Origin of the sequence: Paenibacillus faecalis (genome assembly GCF_900289175.1) — a bacterium.
Classification (GTDB): Bacteria; Bacillota; Bacilli; order Paenibacillales; family Paenibacillaceae; genus Paenibacillus_AQ; species Paenibacillus_AQ faecalis.
In genome coordinates this window covers 4,625,095-4,645,482 of sequence record NZ_LT985747.1, presented here as the reverse complement: position 1 = coordinate 4,645,482, position 20,388 = coordinate 4,625,095, and the positions used below count along the sequence as shown (strand labels likewise).

The following is a 20,388-nucleotide window of genomic DNA, read 5'->3' as shown; positions in this document are numbered from 1 at the left end:
CCTTATCATTAATTCTATTTTCATTCCAGAACCTTGATACTTCCGTTTGAAAGCTGCACCGACCAAACCGGTTTCAACCGCAGTCCAGTGTCCGTAACAGATGGCAAGTACGCAGGTTGAAGATCGACTATTTTTTCATTATCAGGAAGCTGGTTCAGCTTCGCTCGCAGCTCATCACCTGCAGGAAGATTTTCAAGTTTCTTCTTCTGCTCCTCCGCTTTTACATATACCAACGAACGCTCATATGAGGTCACAATACCGTTTTGCAGTTCCAGCCTCATCATCCCGTAATTTAAGCCCGGTGTATTCAGCAGTGGAAAACCCCGGTGATATTGCTGGAATTCCACCAATGTCCGATCCTCGTTATCTTTGGATTGGTTCAAGCGATAGCTGCCATTCCAGCCTCCGTGCTGGTTTACAAAATCTATCGCTGATTGCACATCTTTACCAGGATTGCCCTCGCCTGATGGCGGAGCTGCCGGATCTGTATATTTCATCCAGTTCTGTCCCCGATCAACCTGAAGACTGCGCTTGCTGTCCGTATACAGTTCAGTTCCGTCACGCTCTCGTATATTGCGGGTGATACCCGGGTCGAAAAATAAACTGCGCTGCATCTGTTCGACCGTATACATTCCGATCGGCAGCACCAGACTTACCATTTCAACCGGTTCCTCCGGTATATAAACGTTTGTTCCATCCTGTACTGTATAAGGAATCCAATCGTTACCGAAATCAACGAGCTGATGAACATCCTGAACCGTCAAGTCAACCTGTGTGGCCTCATAGACAACATTTCCCTCTGTACTGAAAAATAGCGCATGTACCTTTGGCTCACCCTCGATGCTGTACAACCATATTTTGTTGATGCTTTCTCCTTCAAAAAGAGAGTCAGGATTAATTTGCATCACCTTTTGCAGAATGGTAACAGGTATCCCGGAGCCAAAGCTGAGCTCAATGCCTTTGCTGTTGGTACGAAGCTTGGACCAATCCATATTGTTCAGCGTCTGGCGCTGGAAATTTTCAAAGGTCCGACCTTTCACCCGGTTATATACGATGTCGTAAAACATTTGTCCAGGATAAAAAATCGTATGCTTGTCTCCGCCAAGATGTACAATCATCTTTTTCGGGTAAATAAGATCATCCACCTTCGCTTCAGGCCCCATATCCTCCGTCTTGACGTAGGAATTTTCAGCCTGTATCACGGAGTCGCTGCCGGGGAGTCGATAGATGAGAAAATAGCTTTGAACGAGGCTGCTTACGACTAACACCATCAGTAAAGCAGTTTTCAACCGTTCTTTCATGCGCTCTCCCCTCCTTCCCCATACAGAGGCAGCGTGAAGGTTACCTTTGTGCCTTTATTAAGCTCTGATTGTAAAAATATAAAGCCACCATGCATTCTAACAATTTCCCGGGCAATGGACAAACCAAGGCCCGTGCCGCCCATATTGCGCGTTCGGGCCTTATCGACCCGATAAAATCGTTCGAATATTCGCTCCAGATCTTTTTTGGGGATTCCAATTCCAGTATCTTCGACAGACAGGGAAAGCATACCGTCCTCAGTCACATCAGCTTCCATCGTAATGGTTCCGCCGTCTGGCGTATATTTAAGCGCGTTAGAAACCAAATTATCCAACACCTGATCGATCCCATCCCGATCCAGCATGGCGATAGATGCACCCGGCTTCACGTTAATAACCGTATTCACATTTTTTTGTTTCATTTGGAAAGAGAATCGGTCCTCTACATCCTCTAGCATTTCAGCTACATCTACCGGCTGTTTGCGCATAGCCGCTTCCTGGGAATCAAAGCGCGACAAATGAAGCAGATCGGTAACCAAACGAATCATTCGGCCCGTCTCGTTCTGGATCACCCCAACAAAACGGGATGCCAGCTGTTTATCCTCCAGTGCTCCATCCTCGAGCGCCTCGGTATAACTCTTGATCGTTGTGAGCGGCGTCCGAAGCTCATGCGACACGTTGGCTACAAACTCCCGCCGTGAAGCTTCGAGTTTCTCCTGCTCCGTTACGTCCTGCAAGACGGCAATCGTTCCCGTGATACCAATCTCCCGCCGATGAATCGGTGTAAATGTGACCCGCATCATGAAAGGCTGTCCATCTTCGCGCGGCGTAATCTCCAGCAGCTTCGAGTCAGTGCCGCCATGGACTAAGGATTCCGTATCCAGCGCCTCCATTTCCAACAAGGAAACGATATCTTGACCCGCCAGGTCCTCACCCTCTATACCAAGCATTTGCCCGGCCCGGCGGTTCATTAAGATAATCCGACCTGCTTCGTCGGTCGCAATAACGCCATCACTCATGTTCGTCAGAATGGACGCCAGCTTCTCCTTCTCCTCTTCGTTCTGCGACAGAGCCTCATGCAGCCGGCTGGTCATATAATTGAATGTTTCACTCAACTGCCCGATTTCATCACTGCCGAATACCGGCGCTTTCTCTGTAAAGCGTCCTTCCGCTACCGCTCTGGCATGACGGGTCAATTCCTTGATCGGATTTGTGATCGTATGGGACAAAATGACCCCTAGCACCGCCGTCAGACCAAGCGCAAGCAGGATGCCTGAGATAAATATGCTGTTGATTCGCTCCATAGTCGCATACAGTTCACCCATACTGGCTTCGATATAAATAGCTCCGACGATTTTATCGTTATGAATGACTGGCTTGGCTACAACCTTTTTGCGAACCCCGTTATTGTCAATAATATATTCCTCGTTGTCCTCGATGCCTTGCAGTGCCCGGCTGACAACGGTTTGTGTGTTCTTCTTGTTTATATAGTCCGCATGCGACAGCATGGATGTTGTCAGCACCTTGCCCGTCGCATCCAGCACCTGAATCTCGGCACCGTTGATATTGAACAGATTGTTAACCATGATCTGAAGGCTCTCAATGGGGTCCTCATCTGGATCTCCCCCATCAGCCAGCGTCTTGGCCGCAAGCACCGACATCAGCTCCGCCCGCTCCTTCAGATCGGTCGTAAAATTGCTCGTTAAAGAGTTTTTCATGGCGCTGACAAAATAGACGCCAATCAACTGCATGGCGATTAAAATCAGCAACACATAAATGATGATGACCTTCGCCTGAATTGTCCGGAAGAAGGACAGCCACTTCATTACAAACCTCCGTTTTTGGAACTTCGCATTAAATAGCCAAGCCCTCGGCGAGTCAGGATATATTCCGGCTTACTCGGGTTCTCTTCGATCTTTTCACGCAGTCTCCGAATCGTCACATCCACTGTACGCACATCTCCAAAATACTCAAATCCCCATACCGCTTGCAGCAGATGCTCACGGGTCATTACTTTGCCGGCATTTTTGGCTAAGTAATAGACAAGCTCAAATTCGCGATGGGTCAGATCAAGCGCCACCCCGTTTTTATATACCATATACATATCTGTATCAATAAAAAGCTCAAATAAACGAAGACCCTGCTTCGATTCCGCATCTGCCGAATTGCCAGTTCCCGCTGAACTGTCATTTTTGTGCTGACGCCGCATTTGCGCTTTAACCCGCGCCAGTAACTCACGTGTACTGAACGGCTTGGTCACATAATCGTCTGCTCCGAGCTCAAGACCCAGCACTTTATCGATCTCTCCGTCCTTGGCAGTCAGCATGATGATCGGGATATGCAAGTTGGCAGCCCGCACCTCGCGGCATACATCCATTCCGTCCTTACCTGGCAACATCAGATCAAGCAGCATCAAGTCAGGACGTTTTGACAGCGCAAGCTCAACGGCACTGATTCCGTCAAATGCACATATAACCTCATAGCCTTCTTTTTCAAGATTGAACTTTAAAATATCGGCGATGGGCTGTTCGTCATCCACCACCAGAATGGTTCCCTGCATATAACTTTTCACCTCATACCTTCTACTAAAACGGTCTTCCATCTATTTTATCATACCTGACGTTCCGGTACATCTGCCTGGCCTGTTGCGATGCTTTCAAAAGAAAGACATGGCCGCCCCGAATAGGGCGGCCATGTCAAGTTATGATATATGAACCAATAATGGCTTATGTCGTCATTGGTAAACCTAGTATACCACAAGATTATAAATAATTCATCGGATTTTGCTGAACTCCATTGTTACGAATTTCGAAATGGAGATGGACCCCGGTCGAACGACCCGTACTGCCCATAATGCCCAGCGTGCTACCTTGCTCAACCTTTTGGCCGCTGCGGACAGAAATGCTGCTCATATGACCATAGAGCGTTTGGAAACCACCTCCGTGATCGATGATGACAGCGTTACCGTAACTGCCTTGGTATCCAGCGAATACAACGGTTCCTCCAGCTGAAGCCATAATGGTGCGATTGCCGACCATATCCAGACCTTCATGAGTCCGACCCCAGCGCTGACCATACGAGCTCGTAATGCGCGCACCGCTGACCGGCCAAGCAAACATACGGCCTGAGTTATTGGACACCGAACCTGAATCATTGGAAGCCGATGATGACGGAGTCACTTCCTTTTTCTTCTCCGGCTTTTTCGTCCCTTTATACACAACCTCAGGCAAGGCAGGCTCCACAACCTTCTGGCCTGTCCATTGCTTCGAAACGACCTCACCATTCTCCTTCGTCACCACGTAATCGACCATTTTTACACCATCACGTCCCGGACGAACGACTTTACGTTTACCCAGCGGCAGCTCATCGCTTTTACGAACAATGGTCTCCGGCTTACTCGGCATTTTCTCTGTAACGGTCTCCACCGTACGAACGGTCAAAGGAGCAACCGGTCTGCTCAGCTCAAGCTCTGATCCGATCTGGAGATATTTCTCTTCCAATCCCGGATTCAAGGCCATAACCTCAGCTGACTTCATATTATGCTCCTGTGCAATGGAGGAAATCGTGTCCCCCTCTTTCACCGTATAAATAACGGGCTTATCTTCCGTAGTGGTCAGTGCGTCTACAGCACCTTGCACATCTACAATTTTATTTGGATCGGCCTTCGTATAAGAAACTGACACATCTTCTTTAATCTTGACCGATTTCACTTTATTCTTTTCATCCGTGCTTTTCTTTCCAGCGGAAGCCGATACGTTCTTGATCTCAGGCTTTCCTGTCTTGGCAGCTGATTTAGGAATATATTTCTCCTTGGCCGCTTCGACAGCAGCTTTAGCTGTCTTCTCATCCTTAACAACCGCTACCGTTTCACCGTCCACCTTCAGCTCTACCCCGCGTGCGTATGCCTTCAGCATTCCATCCAGCTTCGCCAGCGTTTCCTCACTGTTCACATCCGGCTTGTAGGCCCGGTCCGCTTTCGTTGTAATGCCTTCGGTATACAGAACCATCATGGCATCTGGATACTTTTCCTGATAATATTCCTGCTTCGCTTTGAACAGTTCATCCAGCTGTCCATCATCCTGGATGGTACCTATATTCTGTCCGTTTACATAAACGTGATAGAATGGGAAGGTATTTGCATTTACATATTCACGTCCTGCAAAAAAGACCGATCCTGCAACAAGCAGTGTTCCTGTCGGTATCAAAATCCACTTGTGAGATAAAACCCATCCTTTTTGCGTCGCCTCAGTCTGATGATCGGATTCATGTTTGGAGTTTTCACGATCTTTGGCGGAGCGGATAGCATCGAGGCTTTGTTTGATACTTCCATACCACCTCGTATTTTTAAATCCTTTCATGTTCTTCTCCTTTTTCAGTCCAGTGTCCTCATGTGCGAACCAGTTGTTATGTAGGTAAACGACAAACGGACAAATATTATTCCACATTTTGTATAATTAATGATATTTGAGTCATTAAAAGGTTTCAAAATCTTAACCTTTTCAACACTAGTTTACTTTAACACAGCTTTTACAATCTTATCAAGTCTCTTGCTCACATAAAAAAAGCCGCGAAACACGCGGCTTTTATCGAAATATAATAAGCAGAGGTTTTATTAGGCGTTTTTACCTATATTTCTTATTCTTTAAGCATGGTCATTAATTTTTTAAACTCCTCTTCACTCAAATATTCGGAAATCCCGCTCTCAATTTCCTCCAGCTCGGCAGCGGTTAATCCGTCTTCCATCGCTTCGGAAATCTTCTGCATTTCCGCTTGTGGAAGCTTGTTCATGAAGATTGTGAAGATCTCTTCTTTCTCTTTCGTGGTCAGACTGCTCTTCCTGCTAACCATATCATCCGGAGTCATTACCACCTGTTGATCCCCTTGATCTGTTACCGATTCACTCAGATCTCGTCCCATAACCGGCAGTGAGTCTTCTGGCGGGGCATTCTCCTCTGCTGTTTGATCATCCCTGTTGTCATCGCGATCTCTTGAAGCTCCTCCCGCTTCAGAATCCTGCTTTTTCGAATCACTGTCTTGCGCTCCCACACGATTCTCTGGTGACATGTTATCTTTCTCCGTGTCAGATGATCCGGTTGAGGCGTCATTATTTTCGCTATCATTCTTGATAGTCTCCCCCGCTTCATCCGAAGCTGTATCCTTGTCTTCCTGCTGGCTTGAATGATTAAAACCGAGTAAATTTTTCATGATGCCTCCAAACCCCAACGGCTGAGCCTCCAACTGAATATTAAAGCTGGCGAGCACCGACTGAAGATAAGCATTCACTACAATTCCTGTAGTTAGAATCGTAAGTGTACTTACTAGCACTGCTGTAAGGCTGATTTTAAGCAGCCATTTCATCAGCTTCATATGACTGGCCCTCCTTCTCATGCATGTTACAAAAATGACATGATGAATATTTTCCTGTCTTATTTTCAGTATGGACGACATGCCGAAGGTTCAACCTCTTAAAATGCCCTCTTTCTCACATTTTTATTACACTTTCTACAAGACAAGCTGCAAAAAACAAACAGAACAAGCCAGTCTGAAGTGAAGTGACCCCCAAAAGTTAGACACGGTTATTTCATCAGGCAGCTTTTTCAAAATGAGTTCGGTACTGTACCGGACTCATTTTGAATTTTGCCTTCAACCGTTTAGTATTGTAGTATTCAATATATTTTTTCAGTTCTTTCTTGAAATGCTCCACATTTTCAAACTCTTTACAGTACAGAAACTCCGACTTGAGAATACCGAAGAAATTCTCTATGACGGCATTATCGTAACAATTCCCTTTTCGTGACATGCTTTGGAGAATGCCTCTCGACTTAAGCGCATGGCGATACGGCTTCATTTGGTAATGCCATCCTTGATCTGAATGAAGAAGAAGATGGTGCTCTTCCGGCAGACGCTTCAGTCCTGCATCCAGCATTTCAGATACCAGAGAATATGTTGGTCGTGAACCAATGGTATAGGTGATAATCTCCCCGTTGAATAAGTCCAAAATGGGCGATAGATACAGCTTTTCTCCAAACAACTTAAACTCCGTGATGTCCGTCACCCATTTCTCATTTGGCGCCTCCGCCGTGAACTGGCGGTCCAGATGATTCGGTGCAATCTTGCCCACTGTCCCTTTATACGACTTATACTTTTTCATGCGGACTAGGCATTTAATGCCTAGCTTTTTCATGAGCCGCTGAACCTTCTTATGGTTTACTTTCCATCCACGGGTTACCAGTTCATCACGAATACGGCGATATCCGTAACGCCCCTCATGTTCCGCGTAAATTGACTGAATTTCAGCTTCCAAATCGGTATTCAAATCTGGTTGATTTATACGTGCTATAAGGTTGTAATAGGTGCTGCGCGGGATACCAGCCAGCTGTACGAGTGCCATCACCGGATATTTATGCCTCAGTTCCCAGACGACTTGTGCTTTGTCTTGTTTGGTGATTTTTCCTTGTTTCGAACTAAGGCATTCAACTTTTTTAGATACTCATTTTCCATTTCAAGCTGCTTGATACGTTCTTTAAGTGCTTCGTCAGACCCTTCAACTACGGATCGTTTGATAGACGAATTGGAATCTTTCTTCATGGATGGACGCCCCTTCTTTTTTGGCTCAAGGGCTTCTAGACCGCCTGTCTCCATCTTTTTCTGCCAGGAATACAACATGGAGAAGTCCGGAAGGTTGAACAGAGCAGCGGTATCCATGAGAGAAGCGTCTGATTGAGCCATATGATTGAGTACGTCCAGTTTAAAGCTTGCCGGATAATTTGTATAGCCGTTAATAAAGGCTGACTGACCATGCATCTCATAGAGCTTCAACCAATATTGGAATTGGGACTTAGTAACGCCCATTTGATTTGCGTATTCCGTCTGCGATATAAGATCAGGGTCATACCCTTGAATTATCGCCAATTTACTATCTTTCGTAAATTTAGTCATAAAAAAACTGCACCCCCAACTGTTAGAGTGTGTCTAACAATTGGGGTGCAGTTCAGTTCTTTATTTAGCTGCATAGAGCTTATACACAACGGCAAGCGGCTTTCCGAGCGATCCCCAAATCCCATTGCAACATATTTCTGAACCGCTTGCAGCGTCTGTGACTGGTATATTCTCCATTTTCGTTAGCTCAGATGTACTTGGAAAACAACTTATTAAGCGCTTTCACCTATTCATCTTCAAATACTCGAACGGAGTTTATACATATTATTATATTGACTATATTACGTTTTCCAAGGGATACATTCCCCACATCATGGGATAATTTTCTCCAAGTCAGCCTTGTTACAGGTATCTATAATATAAGAAAAAAGCCTGCCAATATACTCATATGACAGGCTTCACAATCCAAGTCACTTTATTCATAAATCGGAAGGATTTGATTCGTTTGTTCGCGATTACGTCCTACGGAGAAGATCGCAATCGGAATTCCGGTCAGTTCAGATACACGTTCTACGTAACGACGTGTGTTCTCCGGAAGGTCCTCCAATGTCTTCGCATTTGTAATATCCTCATCCCAGCCGGGAAGCTCTTCATACACCGCTTCGCACTCAGCCAGCATCTTCAGGCTGGCCGGGTAATGGGTAATCTCCTCGCCGCGATACTTGTAAGATGTACAGATCTTCACAGTGGCAAGACCGCTTAATACATCAAGAGAATTCAGAGACAAGCCTGTAATACCGCTGACACGACGGGCATGGCGTACTACGACGCTATCAAACCAGCCGATACGGCGGGCGCGTCCGGTTACTGTACCGTACTCATGCCCTTTTTCCCGAATATATTCACCAATTTCGTTGTTCAGCTCCGTTGGGAACGGTCCATCCCCGACACGGGTTGTATATGACTTAGCTACACCGATAACCTGCTGAATCTTAGCTGGCCCAACACCAGAACCGATACAAACACCGCCGGCAGAAGGGTTCGAAGAAGTGACAAATGGATACGTACCATGATCGATGTCCAGCATGACGCCTTGAGCCCCCTCGAACAACACCTTTCGACCAGCATCGATCGCATCATTGAGAACAACGGATGTATCACGTACATAAGGGCGAATTTGTTCGGCATACGCAAGATACTGCGTCAGCGTCTCCTCAACATCCAGCTCTTGGCCACCATACACCTGCTTAATAATATCATTCTTTTCTCTCATTATATGGCGCAGCTTTAGCTCAAACTCCTGAGCATCCATCAAATCCGCAATACGAATACCGTTTCGTGCTGCTTTATCCATGTAACATGGTCCAATGCCTTTACGGGTCGTCCCGATCTTGTTAGGACCTTTGCGGTCTTCCTCCAGCGCATCAAGCAGCATGTGATAAGGCATGATCACATGTGCCCGATCGCTAATAACCAGATGATCTGTCGTAAAACCGTGATCGTGAATATAGCTAATCTCTTCCATCAATGCAGACGGATTAACAACCATACCATTGCCGATTACACAAGTCTTGTCTTTATAAAATATACCGGATGGAATCAAGCTCAGCTTGAACTTCTTACCGTCAATCAGAATCGTATGGCCGGCGTTATTACCGCCCTGGTAGCGGGCCACCACGTCGGCTGTCTCAGCCAGATAATCCGTGATTTTCCCTTTTCCCTCATCTCCCCATTGTGTTCCCACGACGACGACTGTTGACATCTTCATTCCTCCGTTTCGGATTAAAACACCCTAAATTATTCACTTTAACTAAAAAATTCTGTTTCCTGTCATTAAATGCTACCTTCAAAAAGCAATATTAGTGTAACAGCCCGCTTTTTCAAAGTCAATAAAAAAACGAACGATCACACAATAAATTGTATGATCGTTCGGAATTAAGGCGAAACTCGGCAGAAATTCATTCAGTTATTAGTTGAAATAGTATAAAAAAGATCGATTCAGGTATTCTAACCGGCTGCAAAAGCATCGGCATGTGTCCTTTCGTAATTGACGAACTTGTTAAAGTTCTTCAAGAACACCAATTCCACCGTGCCCACCGGACCGTTACGCTGCTTGGCAATAATAATCTCGATGATGTTTTTCTTCTCTGTTTCCTGATTGTAATAATCATCGCGGTAAAGAAACGCGACAATATCAGCATCCTGCTCAATCGAGCCGGACTCCCGCAAGTCACTCATCATCGGGCGTTTATCCTGACGCTGTTCTACACCCCGGCTGAGCTGAGACAGTGCAATAACCGGCACTTCCAACTCACGTGCAATTTGCTTTAGGGTACGGGAAATTTCCGAAACTTCCTGCTGCCTATTCTCTCCAGGCTTGCCTCGCCCGTGAATGAGCTGCAGGTAATCGATAACAATCATCCCCAGCCCCTTCTCCTTCTTCAGGCGGCGGCATTTGGCCCGTATATCCGCAACCGTTACACCCGGCGTATCATCAATATAAATTTCAGCCTCCGACAGAGCGGCAATGCCCATCGTCAGTTTGGACCAATCATCGTCACTCTTGAAATCACCGGTACGCATAACCCCGGCGTCAAGATTGGCTTCGGCACAGATCATACGCTGCACCAGCTGAGGCGCAGACATTTCCAGACTGAAGATCGCCACGGTCTCTTTGGCCCGAATAGCTACATTTTGAGCGATGTTCAGCGCAAATGCCGTTTTACCGACAGACGGCCGAGCCGCTACGATAATCAGGTCACTGCGCTGAAATCCGCTCGTCATTTTATCCAGGTCTACAAACCCTGATGGAATGCCTGTCGTATTCCCCTTGTTTTGATGAAGAACCTCTACCTTTTCGAACACTTCCATCAGCACATCACGAATCGCAATAAATCCGCTGCCTGTTCGACGGTTGGATATTTCCAAAATACGACGCTCGGCCTCGCTTAACATGCCTGATACATCATCGCCGGCGGTATATCCTTCACTGACAATCTGCGTGGCTGTGCGGATTAGGCGACGCAGCATCGATTTCTCTTCGATAATCTGAGCGTAATAATCTACGTTAGCAGCTGTCGGTACAGCATTGGCCAGCTTAGCCAAGTAGCTTACACCGCCGATCTCCTCCAGCTGCCCTTTATCTTGAAGTCGGGAAGTAAGTGTCACCAGATCGATCGGCTGGTTCTCTTCTCCAAGCTGCACCATTACTTCGTAGATCATCTGGTGCGTCTTGTCGTAGAAATCCTCGGTCTGCACCCGTTCCATCGCTGTAATCAGCGCCTCGCTTTGAAGCAGTACGGCGCCAAGCACCGCCTGCTCCGCTTCGAGGTTCTGGGGAGGTATCCGATCGAAATAGAGTTCTCCGCCCATTTTACTCCTCCGTAATTTGAACCTTGAGTGTTACTTTGACATCAGGGTGAAGCTTCACAGGCACCTGTGTTACACCCAATGTACGAATCGGCTCGCTCAATTCAATTTTGCGTTTATCAATCTTAATCTTTTGTGCCGCCAAGGTTTCTGCAATCTGCTTGCTTGTGATGGCACCAAACAAACGTCCGCCCTCACCAGACTTGGCTTTCACGGTTATCGTCATTTCCTCAAGCTTCTTCCCAAGCGCTATAGCTTCTTCTTTCTCCTGCTGTTTGCGTTTTTCTTCAGATACCTTCTGCTGCTCCAGCGTTTTCATGTTACCTGAAGTAGCGGGCCGAGCGATACCGCGCGGAAACAAGAAGTTTGTAGCATAACCTTCCGATACCTCTTTTACCTCGCCTTTCTTGCCTTGACCCTTCATATCTTTAATAAAAATAACTTTCATTCCAATAACCCCTCTTTCGCTTCAATGTCAGCCAGTACTTCCAAGAGCGCGTCTTCCGCTTCCTCAATCGTCATATCAAGCTGAACCGCGGCGTTGGTTAGATGTCCACCACCGCCGAGCCGTTCCATAACGACCTGAACGTTCATTCGCCCCATAGACCTTGCACTGATTCCAATCAGACCATCAGGCCGTTCGCCAATAACAAAGGAAGCTTGAACATCTGTCATATTCAGCAGCATATCCGCCACCTGAGCTATAAGCAGCTGAGATACCTTCTCTCCTTTATGTGTCACTGCGAGCGCGATGTGTTCATATACCATTCTAGCATGTTTTACAATCTCGGCCTTAGCTATAAATTCTGTCAGATCTTCTTTTAACACCCGCTGGATCATCATGGTGTCTGCACCATGCCGTCTCAGGAACCCCGCCGCTTCAAACGTACGCGATCCAGTATGCAGTGCATAATGCTTCGTATCCACTGTAATACCTGCGAGAAGAGCCGTAGCTTCCAGCGGAGACAAAGACACCCGGTCATGAATGTATTGAAGTACCTCGGTCACCAGCTCACAGGCTGATGATGCATACGGCTCCAGATATACGAGCACGGCATCATTAATAAATTCTTCACCACGACGGTGATGATCAATGACGACAACCCGGCTGGCCTGCTTCACAAGCCGCGGCTCCATCGTCATCGAGGCTTTATGAGTATCCACTATAACAAGCAGCGTATGCTGGGTTAGATTTTGCATCGCCTGCTCCGGTGAAATAAACTGGCTCATCAAGTTTTCATCCTTGCGAACCTCTTCCATAATCCGCTTGACGGAAGGATTGATTCCTTCAAGAACGATATGGGCCTCCACATCAAACAGCTGAGCTGCTTTCAGTACCCCTATGGAAGCACCGACCACATCCATATCCGGCATTTTATGCCCCATGATGATGACACGATCACTTTCCTGGATCAGATCACGGAGCGCATGGGAAATAACACGGGCACGCACCCGGGTCCGTTTCTCCACAGCATTTGACTTTCCGCCATAAAAAGATAACCTCTGTCCGGCCTTTACAGCGGCCTGATCGCCCCCGCGTCCAAGAGCCATATCCAATGATGACTGAGCCAACTGACCAAGCTCCCTGATGTCCTCCGAACCAAAGGCAAGCCCTGCACTGAGTGTCAGCGGCACCTTCAAATCAGCCGTCATCTCCCGAACCTTATCAAGAATAAGGAAGCGACTGTTCTCCAGAGCATCGAGTGATTTTTTGTTCAGCATCATCAGAAAACGCTCAGAGGAAAGCCTCCGTAAATAAACGTTGAACTCGCGAGCCCAATCTGTAACTTCACTGCTTACCTTCGCCAAAAGCGCTGTACGCTGCTGATCATCCATCCCCTGAGTTGCTTCATCAACATTATCCATCATCAAAATGCCAAGGGCAAGCCGCTCTTCCTCATAACGCTGACGCAGTACGACAAGCTCTGTAATCTCGTCCAGATAAATAAGCCGCTCTTCTGGTATAACGGTAGCTTCATAATATTTACGATCATGGTTCAGCACCAGACGCAGCTCCGCCTTTAAGCCCTCTTTGGACTCCTTTTTTTCCCGTATCGCATCGATAAGCTTGGGAAATAGTTCATTCAAAGGCATACCCACCAGTGTTTGGTGCGGAAACATGTTCACAACGAATTGATTGTGCCACTCAACGGTCTTATCCTCACTGTAGAGAATAATTCCAAATGGCAGCATACTGACCGCTTCGCCCTCCACACGCCGGATACGAAACGATAAATCACCGATATATTCAACCAGATCACTTCGGAACTTCAGCTCTGCCCTGAGCATCAAATAACCGCTTATAATCGCAAGCAGCAGGCCGATAACACCAGCCCAGGTATTATAGAAAGACAGAAAAGCAACAAGTAATAGAACCAGCGCAAACGCCCAGACGGTATGATAGCCGTGCCAGCGTTTCTGCAGAAATTTAGGCATGACTAATCACCCTATCTATTTTTTTTACTTATGGACTGTCGCAGTGGGAACGCCAGGTCTAATAAACCAATAATAAGCATCGGCGGGAAAAACAAAATCGGAACAGCGACAAGATATGGAACAATCGGATGCCATTTCTTCTCATGAGTGAGGAAAAAGAAAAATCCGAGAGCCTGAATCATAAAGCAAAACTGTAGCAGCGGCATGGCATTGACCACAATCATCTTCAGGGTGCCGCTATCTGTTCCCCTGCTGAACATACCTATTATCCAAACGATCAGATAATACCAAATCAAGGAACGGGGAAGCATCCATTCCCGCGCCTTTTTCAATGCAGGTACGGAGTAACCCATACTGCTCAGAATCGGACGAGTCAACGCATGTGTTACAGCCGTCATCAAGATCGAGCTAATAATCATCGCAAACGGAACCATCATCATGGTTCTCTCTTTAAAAGTGTCTATATGCTCCTGAGTCGGTACGAACTGTCCGGTCATACCGCTATCAACACCCATCTGCTCTAACGGTGAGGTTGTCATTTGTACAATTTGGTCCACATATTCCGACAGATCAATCTGGAAAAATGCAGTTCCAACTACAAGCAGTAGAAGCATTTCGATGAGTATGGACGCTATTCCATATTTCAACACACGCATTGCCGGCGCTCTCTTTCGATACCAGTATCCCATCACGATTCCGGGAATTATGAAATAAGCCGCAAGTATCAAATATATCGGAGAAATCAGTGCCACGACCAGCCATACCGGGGCAAGGTGAAGAATAAATGATTTTGTATTTAATGCTGTGAAAAGAATTGCAACCGGCACAATCACTAGAAGCGCGGTTACAATCGAAAATGGTGTAAGTAAAGAGAGCAGCAGAAGCAAATAAATAACGCTCCACACTACTGTTACCCAACGCTGTTTCAAATGTGCTCACCTCTTACGTAAATGTTCTTCCAACGCAGAAATATCCTGATACCAATCTTCCAACTGATGCCCTTCCTGCTTATGTTTCTTCAACTTTTCAATTAAGAGATCATCCATATCCCGATATGACATGCCTAGTCTACGGCCTAGTATGTAAGAACTCATCATCAAGCTAGCCAGACTGTCGCCCACCTTGGCTGTACTTCCTTCCCACAGCGCTTTGAACAGTCGGGATACGTTATCAACCACTTCAGTCTTGAGCCATTCAATTACCTTGGCGCGCTTAGCCACATCCAAATCCTTTGGCATGTTCGACAAGTTCCATCTCTCCCTGAAAAAAAGCTTTATTCTCCATTATATCACAAAAGCTACCCATCCACACAAAAGAGCCCAGCGGCTGGCCGGTCCCAAGCTCATCTGTAGAACAGGCCTGCTTCGCAAAATAAAGCGATGGCAGGCCTGTGAACTTGAGAAGTGGCAAACAATCATGTTTTAGGTTGCCCCATGTGACTCCAAACTTTCCTCTCTGGATACATACTTCTCACAGTATTCAATAATCTGGCTCCGTCTTACGATGCCGATAAACCGATTCATATCGTCTACCACGGGTACAAAGTTCTGTACTTTGGCCAAATTGATCAAATCCTCCATTTTAGCTTCGATCGATACGGGTTTAATATTCATACAAAGCGGAACATCTTTAAGTAAAAATTTCGATGCATTCTCAAATGTAATCTTCCCATTCGAGTTTTTCATGTGCCACAAAAGATCGCCTTCTGTTACCGTACCCGCATATTGTCCATCTTTATCGAGAATAGGCACGGCTGTATAACGATGATACTCCATCCGCTCTAGCGTCTGCCGCAGCGTGGAATCCATCGTTAAACAGATGACTTCCTGTTTCGGCAGCAAAAAAAACGCGATATTCATAATTATGAATCCTCCTTATGAGCGTAAACGTGAGGCCCATCCATAAAGTAATAATGTCTCATTTAAATAGCTATGCTGCAAAACCTGTACTTCATGAGCATTTTTGCAAACGCTTTATATATATACGCAAGCAACACATCAACTGTTTCATGAAGAACATAAAATCAGCAGTCGGACATTCCGGACTGCTGATTAAAAATTCAATGATATGCCCGTTTTGCCCATTCTAAAAGTCGTTATATATTGACTAATGGGATTATTTATTTCTCTGTGGTTTCCGTTTTGTTCGTGTCTTCAGGTTTCATCAGCTGAGATTCTGGAGTTTCTGGGTCCATCCAGTTATCGATCATCTCTTGAGCCCGTTTAACATCCTCATCATTGGCATCATTATAATAGACGCCATTCAATCTCATGCCTTCACCCATAATAGTAAAGCTTGTTATTTCCGGCTTGCCCCCGGTCAACATCTGCTTCGCCAGGTCTGTAATGAATTTAGGCTGCATGTCAGTCTGAAAATTATCGCCCATAATCTCAATAAATTCAGGCACTTTCGCGATTTGACCAGGTTCCATCATCCGTTTTGCTACCGCATCCAGAAACACCTGTTGACGCTTTGCCCGGTTGAAGTCACTATCTTCCCGGTAACGCACATAATTCAGCGCTTCCTCACCTGTATATATCGGTTTATTCGCTTTAACTGTAAATTTCTCGTGATTTTTTCCCTTATTTACAATGTCTTTGCCAATCGGAAGCTCAACACCGCCCATCGCATCAACGACATCCTTTAGTCCTTGGAAATTGATGGATGCATAATAATCGATCTCTTCATCCAGGAAAGCTTCCATCGTATCCTTGGCCATCTGATGCCCGCCGAAAGCGAAAGCGTGTGTAATTTTATCTTTCTTATCTTTACCGATAATATCCACATACGTATCCCGGGGGATAGAGACAAGCAGTATATTTGATTCTTTAGGACGTACCACAGCAAATATCATCGTGTCCGAACGGGCGGGCTCATCCTCGCGCTGATCGCTCCCCAGCAGCATAACACTAAACGGCTCACTTTGAAGAACGACAGGCTCAGGCGTTTGTTCACTCTGAAGCGGCTTATACGACTTTTGCAGCGAGCTCTCCACCTTATCCGACATGAATAAATCAAATGCCATTACTGCAAGCTGACCTCGGAACAAATAACCTAAGCCGCCCAGCAGCACAACTGCAGCAAGAGCAATATATAATGTTTTCCTCTTCATAGGATAGATTCCTTCTTTTTTTGTAAAATAAAAAGCATATTTATATGAGATAAACCAATTTTAGCGGAAAAAGTTTCTGCCTCTTGGCTCGCCTCCTTCCTTAATTAAACGGTAAGCGTAGGATTGACGCATGACCGAAGCCTGTTTCTAAGATAAAGGCTTAAAACTGCACACGGTCTATTGTAAACCAGAGTTGCGCTTTATGTGAAGTCCAGGACGGCAGTTCTATAAAACTACCAATTTAGGTGATTTCTCTGTAGATTAAGAAAGAGCAGCCGATGATTTCCCAATATGGAACCAATCATTCAGCCGCTCTTTCAAGGTTAATGTTTTAGAAAAACCATAATCAAATAACTTTCGAGCCTCTTCAAACTGAGCTTCCTTACTTTCAGTCCCCAGCACAACGGCTATGAGACGGCTTCCTGCTTTTTCAGCTGTTCCGGTAAAGCAATAACCCGCTTTTTCCGTATAGCCTGTTTTTAATCCGTCTGTCCCTTCGTACGAATAAGGACCGCCAAGTGAAGGAAGCATCCAGTTGGTCGTGCTTAAGTACAGGTCTCGGCCTGAAAGCTTCATTTGTGTCTTGCTTGATGTATTTAATATTTCAGGGTAACTTTTGATGAGATGAGATGCAAGCTTGGCTGTATCGATCGCCGTCATACGAGTCTCTCTTGGATTGTCAGCAGAATTTTTACCACTATGTTCAAAACCTGACGCACTGAAGAAGTATGTTTTGCTGGAAAGTTGAAGCTCTTTCGCCTTCAGATTCATTCGTTTAACAAACTCCGATTCTGACCCGGCAAAATGCTCAGCAAGCGCTACTGCCGCATCGTTCGCGGAATAGACAGCCATGCTTTGGAACAGCTCCCCCAAAGTAAGCTGATCCCCTGTATTTAAAGATAACCGCACCCCGCCTACGGTACTTGCGTTCTCGCTAATCGTCACTACTTCATCCCAATCATGATGACCACTCTTCATTTCGTCCAGGATGATGAGTTCAGTCATCATTTTGGACATACTCGCTGGAGGCAGAGGCTCATCCCCATTTTCACTAAACAGAATTTGTCCAGTATTCATATCCATAAGCACAACTGCCTTAGCTTCTACTTCTGGCCTAATACCGATACGTTCTGTATTCGTTGTAAAGATCAAAACGACAGGAATTACTATAACTGCACTGATTACAAACCATAACCACCGTTTTTTCATATGTAAGCCCTCCATAATATTAGACGGATGAAACGGCGGTTTAGTCTGCATTTTTTTCAAATTTTCTTAATATTTTCGAAAAAAAACAGCGAACAGATGACCTGTCGCCGTTTTCATATAACAATGAATCATGTATTTTTATTTAAGCATAATGACAAGCTACATAATGTTCATCGCCCATGTTACGATACTCCGGTATTTGCTGTTTGCACAGGTCGGAGGCAAGCGGACAACGAGTATGGAACTTACATCCAGAAGGTGGATTCGCTGGGCTAGGTATATCGCCTTTCAAGACGATTCGCTCACGCTTTAATGTCGGATCTGGAACCGGAACAGCAGAAAGAAGAGCTTTCGTATATGGGTGAAGTGGATTACGGAACAGTTCTTCCTTGCTGGCCATCTCAACCATAGAACCCAGATACATCACGCCAATTCGGTTGCATAGATGCTCTACAACGCTGAGATCATGGGATATGAACAAGTATGTGAGCTGTTTCTCCCTCTGCAGATCAGTCAGCAAGTTAATGATCTGTGCCTGTATGGATACGTCAAGCGCAGACACCGGCTCATCGGCTACGATGAATTCCGGGTTCAAGATCAAGGCCCGTGCAATACCGATCCGCTGACGCTGTCCTCCGGAAAATTCATGCGGGAAACGGTCATAATGATAGCCAGACAATCCGCAGATCTCAAGCGTTTCAATGACCCGATTCTTTAAATTTTTTCGGTCAACAAGTCCATGATCCAGAAGCGCTTCACCAATAGCTTCCCCTACTTTAATTCTCGGATTAAGTGAGCTGAAAGGGTCCTGGAATACGATCTGCATTTTAGGTCGCATTTCACGCAGCTTATTTTTGGACAACGTATGGATGTCCTGACCATTGAAAACAACTTGTCCCTCTGTTTTTTCAAGGAGGCGGAGAATAGTACGTCCTATGGTACTTTTTCCACAGCCTGATTCTCCAACAAGCCCAAAGGATTCACCGCGATTAATCGTAAAGCTGACACCATCGACAGCTTTAACGTTGCCGACTTTACGCTGGAATACACCGCCAGTAATAGGGAAATATTTCTTCAGATCGGTAACTTCAATCAACGCCTGACTCATTTCTTTTTCCCCTCCTCTTCGTACAGCCAGCATGCAACCTTATGACCATTAGGATCGACAGCAAGCGGAGGTTCCTTCTCAGTACAAATATTCATACAAAATTCGCATCTGTCGTGGAAATGGCAATTGTTCCCGAGCTCAATCGGATTAGGTACTTGCCCCGGTATCGAATATAAACGGTCCTGCTTTTGGTTAATAATTGGCTTGGCTTTTAAAAGTCCTTTCGTATATGGATGCTTCGGATTCTGGAACAACTCGATGACAGGAGCCTCTTCGATTACTTTACCGGCATACATAACAACTACATAATCGGCCATTTCTGCCACGACACCGAGGTCATGCGTAATCAACATAATCGATGTATTAAACTTATCCTTAATATCACGCATTAAGTCCAGAATTTGTGCCTGAATCGTAACATCAAGCGCTGTAGTCGGCTCATCGGCAATGAGCAGCTTTGGATTACAACTGAGCGCAATTGCGATCATAATCCGCTGACGCATACCGCCGCTAAGCTCATGCGGGTACGACTCATAAATTTTTTCTGCACGAGGGATACCGACAAGATTGATAAGTTCTATCGCACGTTCACGTGCTTCCTTGCGGTTAACCAGTTGGTGAAGCATAATCGGCTCAACAATCTGCTCCCCGATCGTCAATACGGGATTCAAGGAAGTCATCGGCTCCTGAAAGATCATGGCGATATCGTTACCACGAATCATGCTCATATCCCGTTTGTTCATTTTGAGCAGGTCCTTGCCCTCAAAAAATATCTCTCCCCCGACTGGAGGGACATCAATCAAACGCATCAGTGACATGGCTGTCACACTTTTTCCGCAGCCTGACTCACCGACTACACACAACGTCTCGCCTTCACGAATCGAAAAGCTGACATCGTCGACGGCTTTCACGATACCTGCGGAGGTATGAAAATGCGTTTTTAAATTGCGGAATTGTACTAAATCTTTTGCCATGAT

General features: G+C 45.8%; 17 protein-coding genes. All 17 read right to left on the bottom strand.

All coding sequences use genetic code 11. From position 1 onward, the window contains the following. Nucleotides 1-20: 20 nt before the first annotated feature. The 17 genes from C8268_RS21745 to C8268_RS21665 all read right to left on the bottom strand — a co-directional run bounded on the left by C8268_RS21745 (nt 21) and on the right by C8268_RS21665 (nt 20,385). Complete coding sequence (locus C8268_RS21745) at nt 21-1,301, bottom strand: YycH family regulatory protein (RefSeq protein ID WP_106769618.1); 1,281 nt, start codon at nt 1,299-1,301, stop codon at nt 21-23. After that, a complete protein-coding gene (gene walK / locus C8268_RS21740) occupies nt 1,298-3,124 on the bottom strand; it encodes a cell wall metabolism sensor histidine kinase WalK (protein WP_106769617.1) in 1,827 nt (608 codons plus the stop codon). Before walK ends, C8268_RS21745 begins: the two co-directional genes overlap by 4 nt. Then, nucleotides 3,124-3,858 (bottom strand): response regulator YycF, encoded by a 735-nt coding sequence (yycF, locus tag C8268_RS21735; RefSeq protein ID WP_106769616.1) that lies wholly within the window; start codon nt 3,856-3,858, stop codon nt 3,124-3,126. The genes walK and yycF overlap by 1 nt, the downstream gene beginning before the upstream one ends. A 202-nt stretch (nt 3,859-4,060) precedes the next feature. Beyond that, nucleotides 4,061-5,656, bottom strand: coding sequence for a peptidoglycan DD-metalloendopeptidase family protein (locus C8268_RS21730; RefSeq protein WP_106769615.1), 1,596 nt, complete (start codon nt 5,654-5,656; stop codon nt 4,061-4,063). A gap of 277 nt (nt 5,657-5,933) precedes the next feature. Then, entirely contained in the window at nt 5,934-6,665 is a 732-nt protein-coding gene (locus C8268_RS21725) for a hypothetical protein (protein ID WP_106769614.1), read from the bottom strand. Between the two features lie 217 nt (nt 6,666-6,882). Next, a protein-coding gene (locus C8268_RS21720; RefSeq protein WP_106765786.1) for an IS3 family transposase occupies nt 6,883-8,237 on the bottom strand; the annotation gives its coding sequence in 2 pieces (ribosomal slippage) (nt 6,883-7,784 and nt 7,784-8,237; 1,356 coding nt in all). 415 nt (nt 8,238-8,652) lie between these two features. Then, nucleotides 8,653-9,939, bottom strand: a complete 1,287-nt coding sequence (locus C8268_RS21715; RefSeq protein WP_106769613.1) for an adenylosuccinate synthase — start codon at nt 9,937-9,939, stop codon at nt 8,653-8,655. Nucleotides 9,940-10,184: 245 nt separating this feature from the next. Continuing rightward, nucleotides 10,185-11,549, bottom strand: coding sequence for a replicative DNA helicase (gene dnaB, locus C8268_RS21710; protein WP_106769612.1), 1,365 nt, complete (start codon nt 11,547-11,549; stop codon nt 10,185-10,187). A 1-nt stretch (nt 11,550) separates the two neighbouring features. Further along, a complete protein-coding gene (gene rplI / locus C8268_RS21705) occupies nt 11,551-11,994 on the bottom strand; it encodes a 50S ribosomal protein L9 (protein ID WP_106769611.1) in 444 nt (147 codons plus the stop codon). Continuing rightward, nucleotides 11,991-13,982: a DHH family phosphoesterase gene (locus C8268_RS21700; RefSeq protein ID WP_106769610.1), complete on the bottom strand. Its 1,992-nt coding sequence runs from the start codon at nt 13,980-13,982 to the stop codon at nt 11,991-11,993. The genes rplI and C8268_RS21700 overlap by 4 nt, the downstream gene beginning before the upstream one ends. 11 nt (nt 13,983-13,993) lie before the next feature. After that, a complete protein-coding gene (locus C8268_RS21695; RefSeq protein ID WP_106769609.1) occupies nt 13,994-14,911 on the bottom strand; it encodes a DUF2232 domain-containing protein in 918 nt (305 codons plus the stop codon). 6 nt (nt 14,912-14,917) lie between these two features. After that, nucleotides 14,918-15,220, bottom strand: coding sequence for a MazG-like family protein (locus tag C8268_RS21690; protein ID WP_199795006.1), 303 nt, complete (start codon nt 15,218-15,220; stop codon nt 14,918-14,920). 183 nt (nt 15,221-15,403) lie between these two features. Continuing rightward, a complete protein-coding gene (locus tag C8268_RS21685; protein ID WP_106769607.1) occupies nt 15,404-15,841 on the bottom strand; it encodes a CBS domain-containing protein in 438 nt (145 codons plus the stop codon). A 260-nt stretch (nt 15,842-16,101) separates the two neighbouring features. After that, a complete protein-coding gene (locus C8268_RS21680; RefSeq protein ID WP_106769606.1) occupies nt 16,102-17,094 on the bottom strand; it encodes an LCP family protein in 993 nt (330 codons plus the stop codon). Nucleotides 17,095-17,355: 261 nt separating this feature from the next. Then, on the bottom strand, nt 17,356-18,303 hold the full coding sequence (locus C8268_RS21675) for a D-alanyl-D-alanine carboxypeptidase family protein (RefSeq protein ID WP_106769605.1): 948 nt from the start codon (nt 18,301-18,303) through the stop codon (nt 17,356-17,358). A gap of 142 nt (nt 18,304-18,445) precedes the next feature. Next, complete coding sequence (locus C8268_RS21670; protein WP_106769604.1) at nt 18,446-19,411, bottom strand: ABC transporter ATP-binding protein; 966 nt, start codon at nt 19,409-19,411, stop codon at nt 18,446-18,448. Next, entirely contained in the window at nt 19,408-20,385 is a 978-nt protein-coding gene (locus tag C8268_RS21665; protein WP_106769603.1) for an ABC transporter ATP-binding protein, read from the bottom strand. The genes C8268_RS21670 and C8268_RS21665 overlap by 4 nt, the downstream gene beginning before the upstream one ends. Between the last annotated feature and the right edge of the window lie 3 nt (nt 20,386-20,388).